This is a genomic window from bacterium, from assembly GCA_021159335.1.
Taxonomy (GTDB): domain Bacteria; phylum UBP14; class UBA6098; order B30-G16; family B30-G16; genus JAGGRZ01.
Map to the genome: position 1 here is coordinate 1 of JAGGRZ010000075.1, position 4,578 is coordinate 4,578.

Below are 4,578 nucleotides of genomic sequence, written 5' to 3' on the forward strand. Positions count from 1 at the left end.
GTCATTGTTTTTGTTTCCTTCTTTTCTGCCAACTCTATTGACTTCGACAAAATCAATGAGAACACATTAAGATTGTTCCGTGAAATGATTGAAAGTAGTGATTCAATAATTTCCCCGATGCCGATTGAGCCCGTTAGTGAGGCTTTTTTCTCAGAATCGAGAAGTGAAAGCTTTGACTCTATTCTTTATGTTGGCTATACTGACCCCAACGAAACACTTATGATTGAGGACACATCCTGCTACTATGAATGCAATATTGTTGTTCTTAACAATGGGGTTCTTATGATGAAGAATTCATCAGTGAATATTTACGGCAATTTAATCGCTATCCATAATGGAAAGATAATAGTTGATTCCACCGATTTGAGGTTAATGTCAGCATACGAATGGCAATTCGCAATTGTTGGAGCTGATAGCTCGGAAATTCGTATAACGAACAGTAGATTTGATTATGGTGGATATCCAGGATATACTTTTATCAGGGATAATTCTTCTTTGTATGTGGAGAATAGCGATTACACTGGCACTACGGCGATTTTTTCCAAAAAAGCCAGAATAAATTTCATAAATGTTACTGGCGGGGGCGAATATTCCGCAAGAGATTCGTCCGTGGTTCATTTTTCCAATGTTGAATATGCTATGATACATATTCAGGTGCCTGAGTCAAGTATGGTTACCATAGATTTCGGCACGGACTCATTTAGTTTTGTGGAGCACTGGGAGGTAACGCCATCATCACCGTTTGTATCAGGAACGGGTTATACTTTTATTATTGACAGCTCATACTGTATGTTTAATCCAAGTTGTGCGTCCTTTTCAGAGCTAACTGTCGAAAACAGCCAATGCGATATAATTGTGAGATTCACGCAGGATGTGTGCGACACGATCTCAGGTCTTTTGGATGGTGCACATTATGATGATTGGTATGCCCCGTTTAATGACAGAACTATCCATCTTTTGAATACCACCGTGACCTGCTGGCATTTACAGATGTTTTCAAAATCTAATATAAGAGTGGACAATTCTATTATCGGCGAGTTTATCTGTTACGATTCATCGGTGGCTTATCTTTCAAATTCAATTCACGATGGCAAAGGCGGACCGCTCACCGCTGCTGGACATTCGCAGGTTTTTGTGTCCTCCTCGGATATAAGGGCTACAGTAAGAACCCGAAGTGATGGAATGTTGGTTCTTAACCACTGCACTGTGTGGAGAGATTTCGTCGTTGCCGATTCCGCTGTCGCAGTAGTATTGGGCACATTTGCTTTGAGTCCTATCAGAGTGTTTGATAAAGGCGCTGCTATTGTTGCTGTCATAAAATCTCCCGCTACTGCAACAGTTGATGAGAATGTCGCGATTATCGGCGATGCTTATGTTGAACGAACCCCAGATTCTCCATATGGTTTTGATGCGTATCGCTTGTATTATGTATATTATCCCATCGATACTATTATCGACCCCGATTCGCTCGAATGGAGACCATTAATGGATTGGAGCAGTCACCAAGTGCGAAATGACACGCTTATTGTATGGAATACATCAGGACTTGCGACGGGAAGATATTTTCTTAAACTTAGCTTGCGAGAGCTGAGCACTCGAGCAGTGTTAAACACATATTATAGGATAAATTTGCGCGAAAATATATTGGTTAAGGAAAACGAATCGTTTATTGAAAAACTTTCCCTCACTGTTGCTCCCAATCCGTTTAATTCATCGTGTGTTATTACTGCTCCCGCTGATGCTGAAGTGAAGATTTATGACTTACAGGGACGGTTGATATGTGCTTATCCTCAACTTTCTCCTCTTGATGAAGGAATGAACGAAAAGATAGAATTTGATAATGGTCTTTCTTCATCTTGTGGAAATAAAACAATGAGGAAATACATTTGGACTCCCGACCAATTAACGGCGTCGGGGATATATTTGATAAAGGCACAGACAGAGAATGGCAACTGTATAACAAAAAGTATAGTTTATATAAGATAAATGGAGGTTCAAAATGAAAAATGCGATAGTTTTCTTATTAGTAATGATTATCTTAGCAGGGATATGTGGAGCACAAGTAGTCAGCGACCTAAACGATGTGATGGTTTGCGTTTTTGGCGGCCATTTGGATAGAGATACACTTCTCTCTTTGGCACTGTATTTCGAACCACAGTTTATCAAGCGCGGCTGGTTTAAATATCAAAATATACCATGTAATCTTTTCCCGAGGCGGAGTTGGATCATTGACACTGCGGAGGCTCGTGGTGCCATTTTTGAAGGTGGGGTTCAGTGTGCCCTTCTTGTCCCTTACGCTGGCTGGCCGTGCGCACACAGCGAGGATAGCACAAGACCATTCTCAATACCATCAGTTATATACGATGATTTCGCTACGGTGAACACCGAAGGTGTGTTATATTTTATCCCTAATCTAAGCGGAACCAGCGTAACATGCCATGTTTCTATTGCGAATGAGAACTGGCTGAGTTATTGCCTCTGGTGGGCATATGAGCAAATAGACGCTGGTGTAAGGTCATTAGAGTTTGATGAAATAAGCGGAGCATACAGAATTAACTTTGATACAACTGTTGCACCAGAAGATAATTCTAATGATGGTTATGATGACTACGCTCTCGGAACGGCTAATATATGCACAAGGATTTCGCTTATATGCCGAAGAGACTTTCCTGATTCTATAGAATGGCATTTTCCAGAACCGTTGGCAAGTTCTAATGCTGATTCAGCTCAAAATGCTTTTGATAATAATTTTACGACATTCTGGCACTCAGCAGTTGGGGATAGTCATTGGCTTGAAATAGACCTCAAGCGACCGCGGCGGATTTGTCAAATTTATCTCGCGTTCCCCTCGGCGCATCCTCTGGCGGATTTCAGTGTTCAATATTGGGATGGAGCTATGTGGCAAAACTTCACCCCACCTATTTCGGTAAGTGGTAATACCGATTCGGTCAGGTCATTTCTGGTTTCCCGTGTGTGGGCGAGGAAATTGAGACTTTTTACAACAGCGAGCGAAGCCTATATCTCTGAGTTTCAGGCGTTCGGATGCGGATTCAGGCAGTTTGTCCTTAAGCGATTTTATGAAGATTCTAGTTGGACCCCCACTAACCCCCGGTGGGAAACTGAGATGCTTGTTGATTTTTCGGATACTGGTCAATGTCCCGACGGGACGATGAATTTATTCAACTATCGCAAGTATCTTGAATATCACAACTGGACAAAGAACCCATTTGGATGCACTCCAACTGTAGCCAACGCCCTTAACCCCTGCAATCCTTTCTATTTGATTTGGTTTCCCCCTAAGTATAGGAAAATAGTATTTTCATATTTGCCATCTCTTCTGGATGAAGTAGAAAATCTTTATAAAGCCTCGTTTTCTAATTACCGCACCAAGGAATTGTTTTGGAAACCGCTTGTTGACAGTATTCGGGCTTATGCTTCATCGGTTGGTAGGGATATATATTTGACATATAATGGCTCATGCTATCATCCAGATTCTGCTGTGGATTATTTTGTCTTTAATATTGGCAAGCCCCCATCATATCCTGCACCTTCTGCCTCGGATTCGCAAAAAATACATCTTGATGCCCGAAGGGTTTTTGTTAATAGCTACAGATGGCTACTAAAAAATGCCATTGAATATGTAGGAAGACAACTTCCGATGATAGCGTTTCTTGACTTTGGACATACGGGATTTCCGTTTTATCATCTTGGCGGCAAAGATGAGCCAGCCGATGAGCGTGCAGCATATTTGCGGACATATATGGCGGAAGCCTATGCTTCAGGTTTGAGATTCGCCGTCCCTCTCACCGGAAATGAGGGATATTATATCTGGCTTGATAGCCTCTCCGATGGTACCTCTGTTGGTGATGTCGTCAAACCTATCACCGATTTCATAAATGAATATGGACCCGAAATCTATAAAAATACCTTTATAAGCCCGGACGAATCCCTCGTTACGGTGAATGGTTTTGTGCCCTATAACGGCGACACTATAGCACCAAGTTATGCGAATGAATCAAAAGTAGCGATTGCATATACATATAAAGATGACAGTCTTAAGGCTTATTTACACATTATAAACCATAATTGGGACACAGTAACCCATACAATGCTCCCGCAGGACAGCATCCCGGTAACGATTCCCGTTAGAGATAGTTGCTATAGTGTGATGATAATCTCGCCCGACTTCCCGGATACGGTCTATCCTGCATTTGATTATGAGGACAGTGTCATCAGGCTTGTGGTCCCAAGGCTTGAATACTATGATGTCATTGTTCTTGATTTCGCTGATACAACAAAGATAGCGGAAAATTCATCTAAATTTCCAGCAAAAACCAATATATCAGTCTTTCCAAATCCATTCAATTCATCCGTTAAAATCACTGTGCCTGCTGGAGCGAAGTTGGAGATATACGATTTACGAGGACGGCTCATCAGCAAAGGAATTCAACCCTTTGTCGAATCACAAGGTGAAAGAACACTCATATGGCACCCTGATGAGACGATACAGTCTGGGGTTTATATTGTTAGGGCAACGATGGAGGATGGACGAAAGAAGCTGAAGCGAGTGGTGTTGGT

Annotated in this window: 2 protein-coding genes; both read left to right on the plus strand. The window is 41.8% G+C overall.

Annotated elements, in window-relative coordinates:
• On the plus strand, positions 1–1,986 hold a 1,986-nt coding region (locus J7J62_04465), incomplete at its 5' end, for a hypothetical protein (GenBank protein ID MCD6124408.1).
• A 13-nt stretch (positions 1,987–1,999) separates the two neighbouring features.
• Positions 2,000–4,578: discoidin domain-containing protein (locus J7J62_04470; protein MCD6124409.1), on the plus strand; the 2,579-nt coding region annotated here is incomplete at its 3' end.